The following is an 18,201-nucleotide window of genomic DNA, read 5'->3' as shown; positions in this document are numbered from 1 at the left end:
AGGCGTGCCGCAGCAGTTTTAAAGTACCGCTTTGGGGTAGGAGCCCAGCACCTTGAGCGCCACAGCTTCCTGATTGATCTTTTCCAGCACGTCCTTGATCAGCGGGTCGCGGTGGTGGCCAACGAAGTCGATAAAGAACACATAGGTCCATTTACCGCTGCGCGACGGGCGGGTTTCGATGCGAGTCAGGTCGATGCCGTTATGGTGGAACGGCACCAGCAACTCATGCAACGCGCCCGGCTTGTTGCTCATGGAAATGATCACAGAGGTCTTATCGTCACCGGTCGGTGGTACTTCCTGGCTGCCAATAATCAGGAAGCGCGTGGAGTTGTCCGGGCGATCCTCAATCTTTTCGGCAATTTTGCTTAGGCCGTACAAGCTGGCCGCCATGTCACCGGCAATCGCCGCGCTGTTCCACTCGCTTTTTACCCGCCTGGCGGCGTCGGCGTTGCTCGAAACAGCCACACGCTCGACGTTGGGGTAATGTGCATCCAGCCACTTGCGGCACTGCGCCAACGACTGGGCGTGGGAATAGATGCGGGTAATCTTGTCGGTCTTGGTGGTTTCGCCGACCAGCAGGTGGTGGTGAATACGCAGCTCGACTTCGCCACAGATGACCATGTCGTGCTCAAGGAAGCTGTCGAGGGTATGGTTGATGGCACCTTCGGTGGAGTTCTCCACCGGCACCACGCCGAAGTTCACCGCACCGGCTGCCACTTCGCGGAACACTTCATCGATAGCCGCCATCGGCACGCTGATCACCGCGTGACCGAAATGCTTCATTGCCGCCGCTTGTGAGAAGGTGCCTTCCGGGCCGAGGTAAGCAACCTTCAGCGGATTTTCCAGGGCCAGGCAGGAGGACATGATTTCACGGAACAACCGCGCCATTTCCTCGTTGCCCAACGGCCCCTTATTGCGCTCCATGATGCGTTTGAGCACCTGAGCTTCACGCTCGGGACGGTAGAACACCGGCTTCTCGCCTTCCGGCAGGGCCTTCATCTTCACTCGTGCGACTTCTTCGGCGCAGCTTGCACGATCACTGATCAGCGCAAGAATCTTTTCATCGAGGCTATCGATGCGCAGACGCAGGGCCTGCAACTCCTGCTCGGAAACTACGTCGCTCATCAGCCGTGCTCCTTTTCGAACTCTGCCATATAGGCAACCAGCGCCTCAACAGCCTCCAGGCCCACCGCGTTATAGATCGAGGCACGCATGCCGCCGACCGAGCGATGCCCCTTGAGGTTAAGCAGGCCACGCGCGTCGGCACCGGCGAGGAAGGCCTTGTCGAGCTTCTCGTCAGCCAGACGGAACGGCACGTTCATCCAGGAACGGGCATTCACGGCAATCGGGTTGCTGTAGAAATCACTGGTATCGATGGCTTTGTACAGCAGGTCTTTCTTGGCGCGGTTAATCCGCTCCATCGCCGCGACACCGCCCTGCTCTTTCAGCCATTCGAACACCAGGCCGGAGAGGTACCAGGAGAACGTCGCCGGCGTGTTGTACATCGAGCCGTTATCGGCGGCGATTTTGTAGTTGAGCATGGTCGGGCAGACGCTGCGGGCACGGCCGAGCAGGTCTTCGCGAACAATAGTCACCACCAGGCCGCTGGGGCCGATGTTCTTCTGCGCGCCGGCGTAAATCAGGCCGAACTTCGACACATCAATCGGCCGCGAGAGGATGTCGGAGGACATGTCCGCGACCAACGGCACATCACCTAGCTCAGGGACCCAATCGAACTGCAGACCACCGATGGTTTCGTTGCTGGCGTAGTGCAGGTAGGCGGCGTCTTTCGACAGCTGCCAGTCGTTCTGCCCCGGAATGGCGAAGTAGTCATAGGCTTTGGCACTGGCGGCGACATTGATGTTGCCGTAGCGGCTGGCTTCTTCGATGCTTTTCTTCGACCAGATACCGGTGTCGATATAGTCGGCGACACCGTCTTCGGGCAGCAGGTTAAGTGGGATTTCAGCGAACTGCTGGCTGGCGCCGCCTTGCAGAAACAGCACTTTATAATCCGATGGAATGTCCATCAGGTCACGCAGGTCTTGTTCGGCTTTTTCCGCGATGGAGGTGTACTCCTCGCTGCGGTGGCTCATTTCCATGACCGACAGGCCTTTGCCTTGCCAATCGAGGAGCTCCGCCTGGGCGCGTTGCAGAACAGCTTCAGGAAGCGCGGCCGGGCCGGCGCAGAAGTTAAAGGCTCGCTTGCTCACATCCACTCTCTCTCAGATTCACCGAGCGTCAACGCACCTCGCATTGACGCATCCACTGCCTTAATCACCGCCCGTAGGATGGGTTAGACGCGCAGCGACGTAACCCATCATTGCTGCCGACTGGCGGGTTACGCCTTCGGCTAATCCGCCCTACGCACGCGGTGGGTATCGCTGAGCTCAACCCACCCTACGACTCACATCAATCACTCTTCGCTGATTGGGCTTTCGTCAGCTGCGGCCTCGGGTGCATCACCTGCATCCGCCATCGCGCCATCAACAACCTCTTCGCCTTCCAGCAGCTCTTCGTCATCGTCCGCCGACGGCTCCTGCACACGCTCAAGACCGACCAGGGTTTCATCCTTGGCCAGCTTAATCAGGGTCACGCCCTGGGTGTTACGGCCGAGGCTGGAAATCTCACTGACGCGGGTACGCACCAGGGTGCCTTGGTCGGAAATCAGCATGATTTCTTCGCCTTCAAGCACCTGCACCGCACCCACCAGCTTGCCGTTGCGCTCGTTGCTGACCATGGCGATTACGCCCTGACCACCACGACCACGACGCGGGAACTCGTCCATCGCAGTGCGTTTGCCATAACCACGCTCGGAGGCGGTGAGAATCTGCGCACCGCTTTCAGGAATCAGCATGGAGATAATCTCCTGCCCTTCCGGCAGGCGCATGCCGCGCACACCGCGTGCGGTACGGCCCATGGTGCGTACTTTGCTTTCTTTGAAGCGGATGACCTTGCCGCCGTCAGAGAACATCATCACTTCGCAGGCACCATCGGTGATGGCGGCGGAGATCAGGGTGTCATCTTCGTCCAGCTTGAGGGCAATCAGGCCCGAGCTGCGCGGACGGCTGAACTGCACCAGCGGGGTCTTCTTCACAGTGCCTTTGGCCGTAGCCATAAAGATGTAGGCACCGGTTGGCTCATCTGGGGTTTCGTCGTCGGCGTCATCGCCTTCGGCCAGCTCTTCGACTTCGTCCTGCTCGACCAGTACACCCTCGATGTCGTCTTGCTCATCGCCTTCTGGCGCTTGCTGACGCAGCGCCTCCAGATCGATCTGCAGCATGGCGGTGATGTGCTCACCTTCATCCAGCGGCAACAAGTTAACCAGCGGACGACCACGAGCCGCGCGCGAAGCCTCGGGAATTTCGTAAGTCTTCAGCCAGTACACCTTACCCTTGCTGGAGAACAGCAACAGGGTGGCGTGGCTATTGGCGACCAGCAGGTGGGCGATATAGTCCTCATCCTTGATCCCGGTGGCCGACTTGCCTTTGCCACCACGCCGCTGCGCCTGGTAGGCATGCAGCGGCTGGCTCTTGGCATAACCGGTGTGGGAGATGGTGACCACACGCTCTTCTTCGGTGATCAAGTCCGCCAGGGTCAGATCCAGGCGATTATCAAGAATCTCGGTACGACGCGCATCACCGAACTCGGCTTTAACCGCTTCCAGCTCTTCGCGGATCACTTCCATCAGGCGCACAGAGCTGGTGAGGATGCGGATCAGCTCGCCGATCTGGGTAAGAATTTCCTGATACTCGGCCAGCAGTTTTTCATGCTCAAGCCCGGTCAAACGGTGCAGACGCAACTCAAGAATGGCCTGGGCTTGCTCTGGCGACAGGTAGTACTTGCCGTCGCGCAGACCGTACTGCGGATCAAGATCGTCCGGGCGGCAGGAGTCGGCACCAGCACGCTCAACCATCGCCTCAACTGCGCTGGACTCCCAGGCATTGGCAATCAGCGCCAGCTTGGCTTCGGCAGGGGTCGGCGAGGCTTTGATCAGGGCGATGACCGGATCGATGTTGGACAGAGCAACCGCCTGACCTTCAAGGATGTGGCCGCGCTCACGCGCCTTGCGCAGCTCGAACACCGTGCGGCGGGTGACCACCTCACGGCGGTGCAGAATAAAGGCTTCGAGCATGTCCTTGAGATTCAGGACTTTCGGCTGGCCGTCGATCAACGCCACCACGTTGATGCCGAATACGCTCTGCATCTGGGTCTGGGCGTAGAGGTTATTCAGTACCACTTCCGGCACTTCACCACGGCGCAGCTCGATGACGATGCGCATGCCGTCTTTGTCAGACTCATCGCGCAGCTCGGTAATACCTTCGAGCTTCTTCTCTTTCACCAGCTCGGCGATCTTTTCGATCAAACGGGCTTTGTTCAGCTGGTACGGCAGTTCGCTGACGATGATCTGCTGGCGGCCACCGACCTTGTCGATGTCTTCGATAATCGCGCGGGCACGCATGTAGATGCGGCCACGACCGGTGCGGTAGGCCTCGATGATGCCGGCGCGACCGTTGATGATCGCCGCCGTGGGGAAGTCCGGGCCCGGGATGTACTGCATCAGTTCATCGACCGTCAGCTCGGCGTTGTCGATCAAGGCCAGGCAGCCGTTGATCACTTCCGTGAGGTTGTGCGGTGGAATGTTGGTGGCCATGCCCACGGCGATACCGCTGGAGCCGTTGACCAACAGGTTGGGCACCTTGGTCGGCATCACCGCCGGGATCATTTCCGTGCCGTCGTAGTTCGGCACCCAGTCCACGGTTTCTTTGTGCAGGTCAGCCAGCAGCTCATGGGCCAGCTTGGTCATGCGCACTTCGGTGTAGCGCATGGCCGCGGCGTTATCGCCGTCCACCGAACCGAAGTTACCCTGACCATCAACCAGCAGATAACGCAGGGAGAATGGCTGCGCCATCCGTACGATGGTGTCGTACACCGCCGTATCACCGTGTGGGTGATACTTACCGATAACGTCACCGACCACACGGGCGGACTTCTTGTATGCCTTGTTCCAGTCGTTACCCAACTCACTCATGGCAAACAGCACACGGCGGTGCACGGGCTTCAAGCCATCGCGTGCATCCGGTAGTGCGCGCCCGACAATTACGCTCATCGCGTAGTCGAGGTAGGACTGCTTGAGTTCGTCTTCAATATTGACCGGGAGGATTTCTTTGGCCAGTTCGCCCATGAGTAGCCTTGTTCCTTTTTCTGGTGAAACTCCGCGCCATTCGTCCTGAACGGTGCAGAGCCTGTCGCCGTGCCTTGCGGCTCATAGCGACTCACGACAAATCAATAAGTTATGCCATGTATCTGCGCAGGTAGGAGCCCCCTAACGGGCACCCCCGAAAACCGCCGGAGCTTACCACAATCGCCGCGCCGCACCTATCCCCAGCGCCCGTCCAGCGACTGGATGCGTGCGTTCAATAGACAACACTCAATGCAGACGCTTGCGGCACATCAATTGCGCCATTTTCTCGGCATCCGGACGATCCACCACGCCCTTCTCGGTGACGATAAAGTCAATCAGGTCAGCGGGAGTCACATCGAACACCGGATTCAGCGCATCCACTTCGCCGGCGATACGCTTTCCACCCAGCTCAAGCAACTCGCTGGCATCGCGCTCTTCCAGCACGATGTCGTCACCATGCTCGGTGGCCATATCAATAGTCGAACTGGGCGCCACCACCATAAAACGCACACCGTGGTGCATGGCATTCACCGCTAATTGATAGGTTCCGATTTTGTTAGCCACATCGCCATTGGCGGCAATGCGGTCCGCTCCAACGATTACCCAGGTGATAGCGCGGGTTTTCATCAGGTGCGCGGCGGCCGAGTCGGCGCTTACCGTCACCGGAATACCATCCTCCGCCAATTCCCAAGCAGTCAGCCGCGAGCCCTGTAACCAGGGGCGGGTTTCATCGGCATACACACGCTCAAGCAAGCCATCGTGGAAGGCTGCACGAATAACCCCCAAAGCGGTGCCAAAGCCGCCCGTGGCCAGCGCTCCGGCATTGCAGTGGGTCAGCAGGTTTTGCTGATTACCTTGATGACGGCGAATCAAGTCGACTCCCAACTCAGCCATGGTCAGGTTGGCTTCGCGATCGCCCTGATGGATGCCGATGGCGGTAGCCTCAAGCAGCGCCAGCGGGTCATCGCTGCTTTTCAGCCGATCAAGCCGATCACGCATGCACTTGAGCGCCCAGAACAGATTGACTGCTGTCGGCCGCGAATCGGCCAATAGCTGAAAGTCCGCCTCCAGCGCAGCGCGCCAGTCTCCGCCGGCCTGCAAGCGCGCACGCAGCGCCAGAACAATCGCATAGGCCGCACTGATGCCGATGGCCGGCGCGCCGCGCACCACCATGTTGCGAATCGCCTCTGCGACATCCGCGGCCGAGTGGTAGCTGAGCCAGGTTTGCTCAAAGGGCAACGCGCGCTGATCGAGCAGATGCAGAACGCCGTCACGCCACTCGATGGCCTTGACCTTCTCTGCCGCTAGCAATTGCTCGCGCATCACACACCTCCACCGAAAAAAGCCGGCCATTATACGCACAGCACCTCACCTGGCGCGTCAGATCAGCCGCAGCCGCTTCAAGCCCAGGGCGTTCCCCTATAAACTCGCGGTCCTGATGACTGCCGGAAGCGCCCTCATGCCCCAAGCCCCGCTCGACCTCCTGCTCCTGCCCACCTGGCTGGTACCGGTCGAACCTGCTGGTGTGGTGCTACTGAACCACGGCCTGGGCATCCGCGACGGCCGCATCGCACTAATTGCGCCCCGCGCCGAAGCCCTTAAACACAGCGCCCTGCAGGTACTTGAACTGCCAGACCGACTGCTCACCCCGGGCCTGGTCAACGCCCACGGGCACGCGGCCATGACCCTGTTTCGCGGCCTGGCCGATGACTTGCCGCTGATGACCTGGCTGGAACAGCACATCTGGCCGGCCGAAGCCAAATGGGTCAATGAGCAGTTTGTTGAGGACGGCACCGAGCTGGCCATTGCCGAGCAGATCAAAGGCGGTATCAGCTGCTTCTCGGACATGTACTTCTTTCCGGAGGTCGCCAGCCAGCTGGTGCACAAGAGCGGAATTCGCGCGCAAATCACCATCCCCGTGCTGGACTTCCCCATCCCCGGCGCGCGCGATGCTGACGAGGCGCTACGCAAGGGCCTTAGTCTGTTCAGCGACCTCAAGCACCACCCGCGCCTGAAAGTCGCCTTCGGCCCCCACGCGCCTTACACGGTTAGCGACGACAAGCTGGAAAACATCCGCATGCTGGCCGCCGAGCTGGACGCCGGCATTCACATGCATGTACACGAAAGCGCTTTTGAAGTGCAGCAGAGCCTGGAGCAACGCGGCGAACGACCACTGGCCCGCCTGGCACGCCTGGAACTGCTCGGCCCGCGCTTTCAGGCGGTGCACATGACCCAGGTTGATGACGAAGACCTGGCCTTGCTGGTGGCAAGCAACACCAGCGTGATCCATTGCCCGGAATCCAACCTCAAGCTGGCCAGCGGTTTCTGCCCGGTGGAGAAGCTCTGGCAGGCAGGCGTCAATGTCGCCATCGGCACCGACGGCGCGGCGAGCAATAACGACCTGGACCTGCTCGGCGAAACCCGCACTGCAGCGCTACTGGCCAAGGCCGTCGCCGGCTCGGCCACCGCCCTGGATGCCCATCGCGCCCTGCGCATGACCACCCTCAACGGCGCGCGCGCCCTCGGCCTGGATGAGCACATCGGCTCGCTGGAGCTGGGCAAGGCCGCCGACATTGCCGCGTTCGACCTCTCCGGCCTGGGCCAGCAACCGGTTTACGATCCTGTCTCGCAGCTGTTGTATGCCGGCGGACGCGCCTGCGTCGAACACCTGTGGGTCGGTGGCAAGCAATTACTCGATGGCGGCAGCCTGACACGCCTGGACGAACAGCGGATCATCGCCAACGCCCGCGCCTGGGGGGCGAAGATCGCCGGCAAATAAGCGCACCCGCACAATGCGCACTGCGACAAACTGACATACATTGGCCGACCAACTGGCGGCCACTCCACCCGGCGAAACTGGCACCATGAGCACCTTGCGCTCCCACTCTCGCCGCAGCCTGATTCAGGGATTTATATGAGCAACGTCGACCACGCCGAAATCGCCAAATTCGAAGCCCTTGCCCACCGCTGGTGGGACCGCGAAAGCGAATTCAAACCCCTGCACGACATCAACCCGCTGCGCGTCAATTGGATTGACGAGCGTGTCGGCCTGGCCGGCAAGAAGGTCCTTGATGTCGGCTGCGGCGGCGGCATCCTCAGCGAATCCATGGCCCAGCGCGGCGCGACCGTCACCGGCATCGACATGGGCGAAGCGCCGCTGGCCGTAGCCCAACTGCATCAGCTGGAGTCCGGCGTCAGCGTCGAGTACAGGCAGATCACCGCCGAAGCACTGGCTGAAGAAATGCCCGAGCAATTCGATGTGGTCACCTGCCTGGAAATGCTCGAACACGTGCCGGACCCAGCCTCGGTAATCCGCGCCTGCTACCGCATGGTCAAGCCTGGCGGCCAGGTGTTTTTCTCCACCATCAACCGCAACCCCAAGGCCTACTTGTTCGCCATCATCGGCGCCGAGTACCTGATGCGTTTGCTACCGCGCGGCACCCACGACTTCAAGAAATTCATCCGCCCCTCCGAACTGGGCGCTTGGAGCCGTGACGCCGGCCTGCAGGTCAAAGACATCATCGGCCTGACCTACAACCCGCTGAGCAAACGCTACAAGCTGGAAGCCGATGTTGACGTTAACTACATGATCCAGACCCTGCGCGAGGAGTGAGAGGCATGCGTTTACGCGCAGTTCTATTTGATATGGACGGTACCCTGCTCGACAGCGCCCCGGACTTTATCGCCATCTGCCAGGCCATGCGCGCCGAGCGCGGTTTACCACCGATAGCCGACAAGCTGATCCGCGACCAGGTGTCCGGCGGCGCACGCGCGATGGTCGAGGCCACCTTCGCCCTGACAGCCGACGCCGAAGGCTTTGAGGCGCTGCGCCTGGAGTTTCTTGAGCGCTATCAGGCGCATTGCGCAGTACTGACCAAGCCCTTCGATGGCATGGCTGAGCTGCTCAATGAGATCGAACAGGCCAAGCTGATCTGGGGCGTGGCGACCAATAAGCCGGTGCGCTACGCCGAGCCAATCATGCAGCAGCTTGGCCTGGCAACCCGCTCGGCGGTACTGATCTGCCCGGACCACGTCAGCCGCAGTAAACCTGACCCCGAGATGATCGTGCTGGCCTGCGCCAAAATGGGCATAGAACCGGCCGCCACCCTGTTTGTCGGTGACGATGAGCGTGACATCGAGGCCGGCCGCGCCGCCGGCTGCAAAACCGCCGCCGTGACCTATGGCTACATCCACCCACAGGACAACCCACGCAACTGGGGCGCCGACGTGGTGGTCGACCACCCACTGGAATTGCGCGCCGTGCTCGACCGAGCCCTGTGCGGCTGCTGAGAATGCTTGCCGGGGGCGCACAAACGCTGCCCGCACCTACAGAAATGAGGCTTTATTGATGTTTGACTACTCCGCTCGCCCCGACCTGCTCAAGGGCCGGGTAATTCTGGTGACCGGTGCCGGCCGTGGCATTGGCGCAACCGCCGCCAAGACCTTTGCCGCCCACGGCGCCACAGTGCTGCTGCTGGGTAAAACCGAGGAAAACCTCAGCCAGGTGTACGACGCCATCGAAGCCGCCGGCCACCCTCAGGCCGCGGTTATCCCGTTTAACCTGGAAACCGCCCTACCGCACCAATACGACGAATTGGCGGCGATGATTGAAAGCGAATTTGGCAAGCTCGACGGCCTGCTGCACAACGCCTCAATCATCGGCCCGCGCACCCCGCTGGAGCAGCTCTCCGGGGATAACTTCATGCGCGTCATGCAGATCAACGTCAACGCCATGTTTATGCTCACCAGCACCCTGCTGCCGCTGCTGAAGCTCTCGACGGACGCCTCGGTGGCCTTCACCTCCAGCAGCGTTGGCCGCAAGGGCCGCGCTTACTGGGGCGCTTACGCAGTGTCGAAGTTCGCCACCGAAGGCCTGATGCAGGTACTGGCCGATGAGGTCGATGGCATCAGTAACGTACGCGCCAACAGCATCAACCCAGGTGCCACTCGCACCGACATGCGCGCCCAGGCCTACCCAGGCGAAGACCCGGCGAACAACCCGCTGCCCGAAGCAATCATGCCGATCTACCTGTACTTGATGGGACCGGACAGCACGGGCGTCAATGGCCAGGCATTTGACGCACAATAACCTCAGCGCTTGCCGCCGGTAAACCGGCGGCAAGCGCTGAGACTGGCAGCCAATTGCCATCAGCCCCGCCACTTAACCGGCAAAAGCTTGCCGGCCGCCCTATTAAAAATACACAAGCACATGAAATATAAGCACTTTTAATACCACCAATAGATTGGCACGATATTCGCTCTACCTCTACTAGACGTCGCGAACAGCGCTAGAGGTAGAGCTTCATGGCACCGCACAACCCGTCCAACACCATCGATTTCGATGCTGCCAAGCTGCAGCGTCTTGGCTATGCCAGCCGCCTGCAAAAAAATCTGAAACCGGTCAGCCTGGCGCAACTGCGCCAACAGCTAAGCCTGCGCCTGCAAACCTCTCTAGAAGTCGAACGCATTCTCGAGCTGTTCTTCAGCGAAGTGCAGCGCCTGGTGCCCCTTGGCGCGCTGAGCTACCAACTGGCGTCCTGCGACCTGCGCCTGGATTTGGGTGAACGCTCCAGTCACTCGGCCGGCTACCGCCTGAACCATCAAGGCGAGTACCTCGGCGAGTTGACGTTCCGCCGCAACCAGCGCTTCAGTGAGGATGAGCTTGGCCAGCTGGAATCGTTGCTGGCCAGCCTGCTGTTTCCGTTACGCAACGCCTTGCTCTACCGCGCCGCCCTGCAAAGTGCATTGCGCGACCCGCTGACTGAAACCGGCAACCGTATCGCCCTGGAACAGGCACTCAAGCGCGAAGTGGATATTGCCCGCCGCACCCTGCAGCCCTTGTCGATACTGATGGTCGATATTGATCACTTCAAACGGGTTAACGATAACCACGGGCACATGGTCGGCGACCAGGCACTCAAAGCCGTTGCCAACGCACTGAAAGACAGCTTGCGCAATATCGACATGGTGTTCCGCTACGGCGGTGAAGAATTTATGGCGCTGCTCTCCAGCACCAACTGCGAAGCGGCGTCGATGGTCGGCGAACGCCTGCGCACAGCGGTACTCGGCATCCAGTGCCTGATAGAGAACCAAGCCATCGAACTGTCGGTCAGCCTCGGCTGCGCCACCCTACTGCCGGGCGAATCAATGGACAGCCTGATGCGTCGCGCCGACAACGCGCTGTTTGTCGCCAAGCGCGATGGCCGCAACCGCCTGTCGATGGCCGGTTAAACGCACAGCCGGATAATTCACCGGAAGGGATTTTTAACGTCACGCAGCGACGACCGCAGAGCGACCGCCATTGAAGGCAGATCATAAAAAAGGCGACCCAAAGGTCGCCTTTTTCGTATCCACTCGAGCCAATTACTCTGGTTTAGGACCGCGGCCGAAGCCAGGACGCTGACCATCGCGGGCCGGCTGGCTACGACGCTTGGCGGGCGCACCGGCCGGCTTGCCCGACGGGCGATCGCTTAAGCCAACACCTGGACGCTGTGCACCCGGTTTGGCCGGACGCTTCTTGTTGACGTCACGCGGACGCTCGGCAACCGGGGTACCCTTGCTTTGATCGTCACGCGGCGCACGCGGGGTGCGCACTGGCCGCTCGCCGCGCTCAGCGGCTTCATCACGCACAGGACGCGCACGACCCTGATCACCCGCCGCGGCACCGCCGCCATGGGCAGGGCGCAAGGTGCGCTCCGGACGCGCTGCACGACCCACCGGCTTGGCCGATTTGCGCTGCAGGCGGTCGATCTTGTCGCGGGCTTTCTCTTTCATATCCGGCAAAGCCACTGGCTTGAGGCCGACTTCTTCGCTGAGGATGTCGACTTCGCGCTGGCTCATTTCGCGCCAGCGGCCCATGGTCAGGTCTGAAGTGATAAATACCGGACCAAAACGCACGCGTTTCAGACGGCTGACCACCAGGCCCTGGGATTCCCACAGACGACGCACTTCACGGTTACGGCCTTCCATCACCACGCAGTGGTACCAATGGTTGAAGCCCACACCGCCCGGCGCGACCTTGATGTCGGTGAACTTGGCCGGGCCGTCTTCGAGCATCACGCCCGCCTTCAGGCGCTCGATCATCTCTTCGTCGACTTCGCCACGTACGCGCACCGCGTACTCGCGGTCCATCTGGAAGGACGGGTGCATCAAACGGTTGGCCAACTCACCGTCGGTGGTGAACATCAGCAGACCGGTGGTATTGATGTCGAGGCGACCGATATTGATCCAGCGGCCATCTTTCGGCCGGGGCAGACGATCAAATACAGTCGGACGGCCTTCTGGGTCGTCACGGGTGCAGATCTCGCCTTCAGGCTTGTTGTAGATGATGACGCGACGCACGCTTTCGGCAGCTTCTTCGCGGCGGATCACCTTGCCATCGACAGCAATCGCATCGTGCAGGTCAACGCGTACACCGAGGCTGGCGACAGCGCCGTTGACCTTGACGCGGCCAGCGGTAATCCAAGCTTCGATTTCACGGCGTGAAGCCAGACCCATACGAGCCATGACTTTCTGCAGTTTTTCGCCTGCGGGGCTGTATTCTTCGATTTCTTCACTCATCTGGGCACCTCCCGGTGTTTTCTTTAGTGATTGGACGACTCGAGTCGTCGAAGGGTCGCGGAGCATACGCGAAACGCGGCGCTCACGCACGGGTTGCGACCAGCTAGCAGACGAACAACCGTCAGCCCTACCCCGACCGATGTCAGCCAGGACCAGGCCGCTACTCTTTATTCAGGGTTTCGTAGGGCTCGTCGGCATCTGCATGCTCATCGTCCTGCTCTGGCAGGTCCTCGAAATCGGTTTTCAGCCCCTGCTCCATCGAGTCGAGTTCAGCCAGCAGGCTGCTGAAACTGGTCTCCTCGCCCGCGGGCTCTGCGGGCTCATCGGCCAATGCTAGATCAGCACGTGCCTGCAGGCTTGGCGGTGCCTCCATCTCATCGTCGAACGCCAGCGCGGGTTCAGGCTCCAACTCACGCAAGGCGGCCAACGGCGGCAACTCATCGAGGCTTTTCAGGTTGAAGTGATCGAGAAAAGCCTTGGTGGTGGCGAACATCGCCGGCTTACCCGGCACATCGCGGTAGCCGACCACACGAATCCACTCGCGCTCCAGCAGGGTTTTGACGATATGGCTGTTGACCGCCACGCCACGCACATCTTCAATCTCGCCCCGAGTAATCGGTTGCCGATAGGCAATTAACGCCAGCGTTTCGAGCATGGCGCGCGAGTAGCGCTGCGGGCGCTCTTCCCACAACCGGCCGACCCAGGGCGCGTACTTCTCACGCACTTGCAGGCGGTAGCCGGAGGCGACTTCGATCAACTCAAAAGCCCGGCCCTCACAGGATTTACCCAAGTGCACCAGGGCCTTCTTGAAGACCGCCGGTTGCGGCCGCTCGGCCTCCTCAAAGAGCTCGAACAAACGCTCCAGCGACTGTGGCTTGCCGGAGGCCAGCAGAAAGGCTTCAAGCAGGCTGGCCAGCTCACGAGGTTCATTAAGGTTCATGCTTATTCAGCCCGCGCACGCACATGGATGGGCCCGAAAGCCTCGTTTTGCACCAGCTCGACCAAGGATTCCTTGATCAACTCCAGCACCGCCATAAAGGTCACCACCACCCCGAGCTTGCCTTCTTCAGCGCTAAACAGGCTGACAAAGGGTACGAAAGCGCCGCCTTTGAGGCGCTCAAGCACCTCACTCATGCGCTCGCGGGTCGACAGGGCCTCACGCGTCACCTGGTGGTTCTCAAACATGTCGGCGCGGCGCAAGACCTCGGCCATCGACAACAGCACCTCTTCCAGGCTGACATCCGGCAACAGCTTGCGGGCCCGCGCTTCCGGGGCATCCAGACGCGGCACGGTGAGGTCTCGACCGACCCGGCTGAGCCCGTCGATACCTTCCGCCGCCGCTTTGTAACGCTCGTACTCTTGCAAGCGACGGATCAGCTCGGCACGCGGGTCGTCTTCTTCGGTCTCAACCTCGCTGGAGCGCGGCAACAGCATGCGTGACTTGATCTCGGCGAGCATGGCGGCCATCACCAAGTACTCGGCAGCCAACTCCAGGCGTACCGACTGCATCAGCTCGACATAGCCCATGTACTGGCGGGTAATTTCCGCCACCGGGATGTCCAGCACATCGATATTCTGCTTACGAATCAGGTACAGCAGCAGATCCAGCGGGCCTTCGAAGGCTTCGAGAAACACTTCCAAGGCATCCGGCGGGATATACAGGTCCAGCGGCATTTCGGTGACCGCCTGGCCATACACCAAGGCAAATGGCAGCTCCTGCTGGGCATTGGCCTGGCTATCGGGGTGTTCCTCGGGCGGCGCGCTGGACATGGTCACTCTCGACAGTAGGTTCAGCGGTAATTCAGGCCAAGGGCAAGACGCACTTCGCTAAGGGTTTCACGTGCTTCGGAACGTGCGCGCTCGGCGCCATCGGCGAGAATCTGCCGGACCAAATCAGGGCTGTCCTGATAATCGCCAGCACGCGTCTGCAAAGGCTGCAGTTCTAGCTGCACAGCCTCGATCAGCGGCCCCTTGCACTCCAGGCAGCCAATGCCGGCGCTGCGGCAGCCTTGCTGCACCCACTCGCAGGTCTGGCTGCTGGAATACGCTTGATGCAACGACCACACCGGACAATTGGCCGGGTTGCCCGGGTCATCCCGGTGCACCCGCGCCGGATCCGTGGGCATACGGCGGATCTTTTCTTCAATCGCCGGCGCGCTGTCGCGCAGGAAGATCGCGTTGTTGTTGGACTTGGACATTTTGCCGCCATCAAGCCCGAGCAACTTGGGCGACTCACCCAACAGGGCTTGCGGTTCTATCAGGAGAATTTTGCCGCCCCCCTCCAGGTAGCCATACAGGCGCTCTTTATCACCCAGGGTGATGCTTTGCTGCTCTTTGAGCAGGGCGCGGGCGGTTTCCAGCGCCTCGCCATCACCTTGCTCCTGGTAGGCCTTGCGCAAGCTGTTGTAGAGCTTGGCGGTCTTTTTACCCAGTTTGATAATCGCCGCTTCGGCCTTTTCTTCAAAGCCTGGCTCGCGGCCATACAAATGGTTGAAGCGCCTTGCTACATCACGGGCGAACTCGATATGCGCCAGCTGATCACTGCCCACCGGCACGATGCCGGCGCGGTACAAGAGAATGTCGGCCGCCTGCAGTAAGGGGTAACCAAGAAAACCGAAGGTGCTGAGGTCCTTGCCGTGCAGCTGCTCCTGCTGCTCTTTATAGGACGGCACCCGCTCCAGCCAGCTGAGCGGGCAGATCATCGACAGCAGCAGGTTTAATTCGGCGTGCTCAGGGACTTGTGACTGCACAAACAGCGTCGCCGAACTGGGGCTGACACCTGCAGCCAACCAGTCCACCGCCATGTCCATGACCCGCTGAGACAAGGGGCCGACATCATCGTAGTCAGTCGTCAGCGCGTGCAGATCAACAATGCAGAAGAAGCACTCATAGGTGTGCTGCAGCTTCACCCAATTCTTCAGCACCCCCTGGTAATGCCCCAGGTGCAACAGACCACTCGGGCGCATGCCCGAGAACACACGGCGTTCGGCGTCAGCAAGACTCAAAACGGGTTACCTGTAATGACAAAGGAGCTCGATTATATAGAGCCAGACTCAAAGATCATCCGTAAAAGGCGACGGATCACCGCAGCCTACGCGAAACACTTCCGGCTCGTCCTCGAGCAGGCTGACCACGGTGGAAGCCTCCAGCCCACCGAAACCGCCATCAATGATCAAATCAACTTGATGCTCAAGGATTTGCCGCATTTCGTATGGGTCGCTCATCGGCAATGTTTCACCCGGCATGATCAAGCTGACGCTCATCAGTGGCTCGTTGAGCTCTTCCAGCAGGGCCATGGCGATGGGATGGCTGGGCACGCGCAGGCCAATGGTGCGGCGCTTGGCGTGCAGCAACATGCGCGGCACTTCGCGGGTGGCGTTGAGAATAAAGGTGTAAGGCCCAGGGGTATGGGCCTTGAGCAGACGGAACGCGGCGGTATCCACCTTGGCAAAGGTGCTGAGCTCGGACAGATCACGGCATACCAAGGTGAAGTTGTGCTTGTCGTCTAATTGGCGCATGCGGCGGATGCGCTCAATCGCCGTCTTGTCACCAATATGGCAACCCACCGCATAAGAAGAGTCGGTTGGATAGATGACAACCCCGCCGCTGCGGATAATTTCCACCGCCTGCTTGATCAGGCGCGCTTGTGGGTTTTCCGGATGAATCTGGAAGAATTGGCTCACAGTCGAATCCTGATCATATTGCAGCTGGCTGCTGGACATGTTTAAACCGTGCCCACAGGGGCGGTAGATCCTCGGGAACTGGGCGATAAACACCCAACTCAGACCACTGGCCTGGCGCATGGAAATCACTGCCGGCAGTGACAAACATGCCGAACTCTCGCGCCAGAATCGCCAGGCTGCCCACCTGATCGGCCGGTTGCATACCGTTGACCACCTCCAACGAATGCCCGCCGGCACCGACAAAGTCGGCGATCAACTTGCGGCGCTTACTGCGAGTAAAGTCGTACTGCCACGGATGCGCCAGGCTGACCCAGGCGCCAGCGCGGCGCAAGGTATCGACTGTTTGGGCCAGCTCCGGCCAATGCTGCTTGACGTCCCCAAGCTTGCCCGACCCCAGCCACTTACGGAACGCTTCGGCACGATCCTTCACATAACCGCCACGCACCAGAAAATCGGCGAAATGCGGGCGCGCCGGGGCATTACCGCTATCGCCCAACTCCTGCTGAATAGCCCGCGCCCCTTCCAGCGCACCCGGCATGCCTTTGGCATCCAAGCGCTTGGCGATTTCAGCGGCACGCAACCAGCGGCCCTCATGCAACTCGGCAATCGCCTGCAGCAAAACCGGCTCCTCACGGTTAAAGGCATAGCCCAACACATGAATGGTCGCACCGCCCCAGAGACAGGAAAGCTCGATACCATTGACCAACTGCATGCCCAGCGCCTGCGCAGCCGCGCCAGCTTCATCGAGGCCATCAAGGGTGTCGTGATCGGTCAGTGCCAGCATCCGCACCCCGCGCTCAAACGCCCGCGCCACCACTACAGCCGGCGCAAGCGCGCCGTCTGATGCGGTGCTATGGCAATGTAAATCAACTTCCATAAGGGGCGCTTTCCGAGTCATTTATGTTTGTTATTATGCCGGCAGATGTGGATTCTTGCTGGCTTGCGCCACTATTTCCTCGACTTTGTCTAAACAGGCTGCTCTTCTCCAACCGCTGCAGCCACCGCTAACGACTCATATTAAGGATCAAGATGCTCTACGCCATCATTGCCACCGATGTGGAAAACTCCCTGGAAAACCGCCTGAATGCACGCCCAGCGCATCTGGCGCGCCTGGAGCAATTGAAGACTGAAGGCCGCTTGATCCTCGCTGGCCCACACCCTGCGGTCGACAGCAATGACCCAGGCCCAGCAGGGTTTACCGGCAGCCTGGTCGTCGCGGAGTTCGAATCGCTGAGCGCCGCGCAACAATGGGCCGAAGCCGACCCCTACCGCGCTGCTGGGGTGTATGCCTCGGTGCTGGTAAAACCTTTCAAGCTGGTCTTGCCTTAATCCGAACCCTTCATTAAGCAAACAATAATTACAACGATAGGAGTTCCAATGCGCTCAGGCCCGCTGTTGCTGCTCTTGACTCTGTGCTTGCCGGCCGTCGTCCACGCCGAAGAAAGCCCACCACCCTTGGCAGAAGCCGCCTCGCCGCAGGCGCAAATCGACGACCTTGAGCAGCGCCTGGCGCTCAGTGAAGAACAGCGCGAGGCGCTCGGCGCGCAACTGCAACACGCCAGCAACGAGCGCGAAACAGCGCAACTGCAGCGCCTGCGCCAGGACAACCAACGCCTCAAGCTGGCGCTGAAAAAAGCCCAAACCAGCACCCCACATCCACTGATCAGCGAACAGCAGATGTGGTTCGCCACAGGCGCCGGGGCTGGCTTGCTCGGCGTGCTGATCGGCGCCTTACTGCGCCGTGGTCGTGGCTCACGCCGTGAATGGCTCAACTGA

Annotated in this window: 16 protein-coding genes and 1 pseudogene; 7 read left to right on the top strand and 10 right to left on the bottom strand. The window is 60.5% G+C overall.

Annotated elements, in window-relative coordinates:
- Positions 1–18 precede the first annotated feature (18 nt).
- The 4 genes from pheA to mtnA form a co-directional block, all read right to left on the bottom strand.
- Positions 19–1,125 carry a prephenate dehydratase gene (gene pheA, locus Q0V31_RS12355; protein WP_298188076.1) on the bottom strand — a complete coding sequence of 369 codons (1,107 nt, stop codon included), beginning with the start codon at positions 1,123–1,125 and terminating at the stop codon, positions 19–21.
- On the bottom strand, positions 1,125–2,210 hold the full coding sequence (gene serC, locus Q0V31_RS12350; protein ID WP_298188075.1) for a 3-phosphoserine/phosphohydroxythreonine transaminase: 1,086 nt from the start codon (positions 2,208–2,210) through the stop codon (positions 1,125–1,127). Before serC ends, pheA begins: the two co-directional genes overlap by 1 nt.
- Positions 2,211–2,413: 203 nt before the next feature.
- Positions 2,414–5,182 carry a DNA gyrase subunit A gene (gene gyrA, locus Q0V31_RS12345; RefSeq protein ID WP_298188074.1) on the bottom strand — a complete coding sequence of 923 codons (2,769 nt, stop codon included), beginning with the start codon at positions 5,180–5,182 and terminating at the stop codon, positions 2,414–2,416.
- Between the two features lie 246 nt (positions 5,183–5,428).
- Positions 5,429–6,505: an S-methyl-5-thioribose-1-phosphate isomerase gene (mtnA, locus tag Q0V31_RS12340; RefSeq protein WP_298188073.1), complete on the bottom strand. Its 1,077-nt coding sequence runs from the start codon at positions 6,503–6,505 to the stop codon at positions 5,429–5,431.
- Positions 6,506–6,641: 136 nt separating this feature from the next.
- Here mtnA and Q0V31_RS12335 point away from each other — a divergent pair, with 136 nt between their 5' ends.
- From Q0V31_RS12335 to Q0V31_RS12315, 5 genes are all read left to right on the top strand, one after another.
- Complete coding sequence (locus Q0V31_RS12335) at positions 6,642–7,961, top strand: TRZ/ATZ family hydrolase (RefSeq protein ID WP_298188072.1); 1,320 nt, start codon at positions 6,642–6,644, stop codon at positions 7,959–7,961.
- A gap of 135 nt (positions 7,962–8,096) precedes the next feature.
- Positions 8,097–8,795 (top strand): bifunctional 2-polyprenyl-6-hydroxyphenol methylase/3-demethylubiquinol 3-O-methyltransferase UbiG, encoded by a 699-nt coding sequence (ubiG, locus tag Q0V31_RS12330; RefSeq protein WP_298188071.1) that lies wholly within the window; start codon positions 8,097–8,099, stop codon positions 8,793–8,795.
- A 5-nt stretch (positions 8,796–8,800) separates the two neighbouring features.
- Positions 8,801–9,472 carry an N-acetylmuramic acid 6-phosphate phosphatase MupP gene (gene mupP, locus Q0V31_RS12325; protein ID WP_298188070.1) on the top strand — a complete coding sequence of 224 codons (672 nt, stop codon included), beginning with the start codon at positions 8,801–8,803 and terminating at the stop codon, positions 9,470–9,472.
- 58 nt (positions 9,473–9,530) lie between these two features.
- Positions 9,531–10,271: a YciK family oxidoreductase gene (locus Q0V31_RS12320; RefSeq protein ID WP_298188069.1), complete on the top strand. Its 741-nt coding sequence runs from the start codon at positions 9,531–9,533 to the stop codon at positions 10,269–10,271.
- A 215-nt stretch (positions 10,272–10,486) separates the two neighbouring features.
- Positions 10,487–11,413: a GGDEF domain-containing protein gene (locus tag Q0V31_RS12315; RefSeq protein ID WP_298188068.1), complete on the top strand. Its 927-nt coding sequence runs from the start codon at positions 10,487–10,489 to the stop codon at positions 11,411–11,413.
- A gap of 132 nt (positions 11,414–11,545) precedes the next feature.
- Here Q0V31_RS12315 and rluB read toward each other — a convergent pair whose 3' ends face one another.
- The 6 genes and pseudogenes from rluB to Q0V31_RS12285 form a co-directional block, all read right to left on the bottom strand.
- On the bottom strand, positions 11,546–12,742 hold the full coding sequence (gene rluB, locus Q0V31_RS12310; RefSeq protein ID WP_298188067.1) for a 23S rRNA pseudouridine(2605) synthase RluB: 1,197 nt from the start codon (positions 12,740–12,742) through the stop codon (positions 11,546–11,548).
- A gap of 223 nt (positions 12,743–12,965) precedes the next feature.
- Positions 12,966–13,682: pseudogene (scpB, locus tag Q0V31_RS12305) on the bottom strand (SMC-Scp complex subunit ScpB); the annotation flags it as partial.
- A 2-nt stretch (positions 13,683–13,684) separates the two neighbouring features.
- Positions 13,685–14,383 (bottom strand): ScpA family protein, encoded by a 699-nt coding sequence (locus Q0V31_RS12300; RefSeq protein WP_298191058.1) that lies wholly within the window; start codon positions 14,381–14,383, stop codon positions 13,685–13,687.
- Positions 14,384–14,532: 149 nt separating this feature from the next.
- Positions 14,533–15,747 (bottom strand): tryptophan--tRNA ligase, encoded by a 1,215-nt coding sequence (locus tag Q0V31_RS12295; RefSeq protein WP_298188065.1) that lies wholly within the window; start codon positions 15,745–15,747, stop codon positions 14,533–14,535.
- A gap of 48 nt (positions 15,748–15,795) precedes the next feature.
- Positions 15,796–16,425 (bottom strand): L-threonylcarbamoyladenylate synthase, encoded by a 630-nt coding sequence (locus tag Q0V31_RS12290; RefSeq protein WP_298188064.1) that lies wholly within the window; start codon positions 16,423–16,425, stop codon positions 15,796–15,798.
- Positions 16,426–16,438: 13 nt separating this feature from the next.
- Entirely contained in the window at positions 16,439–17,302 is an 864-nt protein-coding gene (locus Q0V31_RS12285; RefSeq protein WP_298188063.1) for a PHP domain-containing protein, read from the bottom strand.
- Between the two features lie 152 nt (positions 17,303–17,454).
- Between Q0V31_RS12285 and Q0V31_RS12280 the strand changes: the two genes are divergently transcribed.
- Positions 17,455–17,754 carry a YciI family protein gene (locus tag Q0V31_RS12280; RefSeq protein ID WP_298188062.1) on the top strand — a complete coding sequence of 100 codons (300 nt, stop codon included), beginning with the start codon at positions 17,455–17,457 and terminating at the stop codon, positions 17,752–17,754.
- 48 nt (positions 17,755–17,802) lie between these two features.
- The gene (locus tag Q0V31_RS12275; protein WP_298188061.1) at positions 17,803–18,201 is read left to right on the top strand and encodes a translation initiation factor 2; all 399 of its coding nucleotides are present in this window, start codon (positions 17,803–17,805) and stop codon (positions 18,199–18,201) included.

The sequence above is a fragment of the uncultured Pseudomonas sp. genome (genome assembly GCF_943846705.1).
GTDB lineage: Bacteria > Pseudomonadota > Gammaproteobacteria > Pseudomonadales > Pseudomonadaceae > Aquipseudomonas.
This window is presented reverse-complemented; position numbering and strand designations above follow the sequence as displayed.